This is a genomic window from Streptomyces sp. M2CJ-2 (genome assembly GCF_016757295.1).
In the GTDB taxonomy this organism is placed as follows: Bacteria; Actinomycetota; Actinomycetes; order Streptomycetales; family Streptomycetaceae; genus Streptomyces.
Map to the genome: position 1 here is coordinate 1 of NZ_JAESIF010000205.1, position 1,872 is coordinate 1,872.

Genomic DNA, 1,872 nt, shown 5'->3' on the forward strand with positions numbered 1-1,872 from the left:
CCCACTTCCGGCCCCGCCGCCACCGGATGACCGCCCCCGAATACCGCACCGAGATGACCCTCCGCTTCGCCATCCGGGAGCAGATGACCGGCGCCACCGCCCTGCCCGCCGCGGCCTGAGCACGAAAGCCGGAACCCGGCCCCACCACAGCCGACACCCCGTCAGGTACTCACACACTCCACAACGTGACAGCGCCCACTCCAGCACGGGCTGAGCCTGCCGACCGGCCGGCAGACGGGCGGGGCCGGGCGGTTCGGCCGCCTGGGCGGCCGAACCGCCCGTACCCTTCGGGGTGTCTACGGCGTCACATAGCGGGCGCCACACACTGGAGGCCATACCTCGTGCTGATCGCTCAGCGTCCCTCGTTGACCGAAGAGGTCGTCGACGAGTTCCGCTCCCGGTTCATGATCGAGCCGCTGGAGCCGGGCTTCGGCTACACCCTCGGCAACTCCCTGCGCCGCACCCTCCTGTCGTCGATCCCCGGTGCCGCCGTCACCAGCATCCGCATCGACGGCGTCCTGCACGAGTTCACCACCGTGCCGGGCGTCAAGGAGGACGTCACCGACCTGATCCTCAACATCAAGCAGCTGGTCGTCTCCTCCGAGCACGACGAGCCCGTGGTGATGTACCTGCGCCAGCAGGGCCCGGGCCAGGTCACCGCCGCCGACATCGCGCCCCCGGCCGGCGTCGAGGTGCACAACCCCGACCTCGTCCTCGCCACGCTCAACGGCAAGGGCCAGCTGGAGATGGAGCTGACCGTCGAGCGCGGTCGCGGCTACGTCTCCGCCGTGCAGAACAAGCAGGTGGGCCAGGAGATCGGCCGTATCCCGGTCGACTCCATCTACAGCCCCGTGCTGAAGGTCACGTACAAGGTCGAGGCGACCCGTGTCGAGCAGCGCACCGACTTCGACAAGCTGATCGTCGACGTCGAGACCAAGCAGGCCATGCGTCCGCGCGACGCCATGGCGTCGGCCGGCAAGACCCTGGTCGAGCTGTTCGGTCTGGCCCGCGAGCTGAACATCGACGCCGAGGGCATCGACATGGGGCCGTCCCCGACGGACGCCGCCCTCGCCGCCGACATGGCGCTGCCGATCGAGGAGCTGGAGCTCACCGTCCGCTCCTACAACTGCCTCAAGCGGGAGGGCATCCACTCGGTGGGCGAGCTCCTGGCGCGCTCCGAGGCCGACCTCCTCGACATCCGCAACTTCGGTGCGAAGTCGATCGACGAGGTCAAGGCGAAGCTGGCGGGGATGGGCCTGGCACTCAAAGACAGCCCGCCCGGATTCGACCCCACCGCTGCGGCGGACGCCTTCGGCGCGGACGACAACGCGAGCACGGGTTTCATGGAGACCGGGCAGTACTGAACGCCGCGCCGGGTCGCGGGGGAGCCAGGAAGTGAGGTTCCCCCGTTGCTCGGGAGGGGCTGATCAGCTGGTCAGAGCAGGTTGGCGGGGTTTCAGGTTCGCTCGTTCGGCCGCTGCCTGCTCGGCGTAGTGCTTCTCCTCGAACTCGACGGGGCTGAGGTAGCCGAGGCGTTTCTGGATGCGCCGACTGTTGTAGAACCCGTCGATCTCCTCCGCCACCGCATCCTCCTCGGATGAAACCGACCCTCCGTCACCACCGACTACGGAACAGAGCCGAACGTTTTACAGTCCCCACCTTTTCAGCCTGGGGTGAAGGTGAAGGCCTGGTCGGAGGCTCCGGTGCACGCGGCCTGCATGGCCTCGGCGCCGTCTTCGATTGGGGGGAGGAACCCGATGCACAGGCCGCTGTGGAGCGGCCGGAGCCGGAAGCCGCCGCCGGATGCCTCCAGGCGGAATTTCTGGCTGTCGCTGTCCGCGCAGTCCCTCGGGGCGAGCAGCGCGCCGGGGG

Annotated in this window: 2 protein-coding genes and 2 pseudogenes; 2 read left to right on the forward strand and 2 right to left on the reverse strand. The window is 68.9% G+C overall.

Annotated features, from left to right (window positions below):
• Together JL475_RS38775 and JL475_RS38780 are read left to right on the forward strand one after the other, a co-directional pair.
• Positions 1-119 (forward strand): annotated as a pseudogene (locus JL475_RS38775) (IS6 family transposase); the annotation flags it as partial.
• 222 nt (positions 120-341) lie between these two features.
• Positions 342-1,364: a DNA-directed RNA polymerase subunit alpha gene (locus JL475_RS38780; RefSeq protein ID WP_202282891.1), complete on the forward strand. Its 1,023-nt coding sequence runs from the start codon at positions 342-344 to the stop codon at positions 1,362-1,364.
• A gap of 63 nt (positions 1,365-1,427) precedes the next feature.
• Here JL475_RS38780 and JL475_RS38785 read toward each other — a convergent pair whose 3' ends face one another.
• Positions 1,428-1,583 carry an IS3 family transposase gene (locus tag JL475_RS38785; protein ID WP_202282892.1) on the reverse strand — a complete coding sequence of 52 codons (156 nt, stop codon included), beginning with the start codon at positions 1,581-1,583 and terminating at the stop codon, positions 1,428-1,430.
• An 80-nt stretch (positions 1,584-1,663) separates the two neighbouring features.
• Positions 1,664-1,872, reverse strand: a pseudogene (locus tag JL475_RS41045) (RICIN domain-containing protein); the annotation flags it as partial.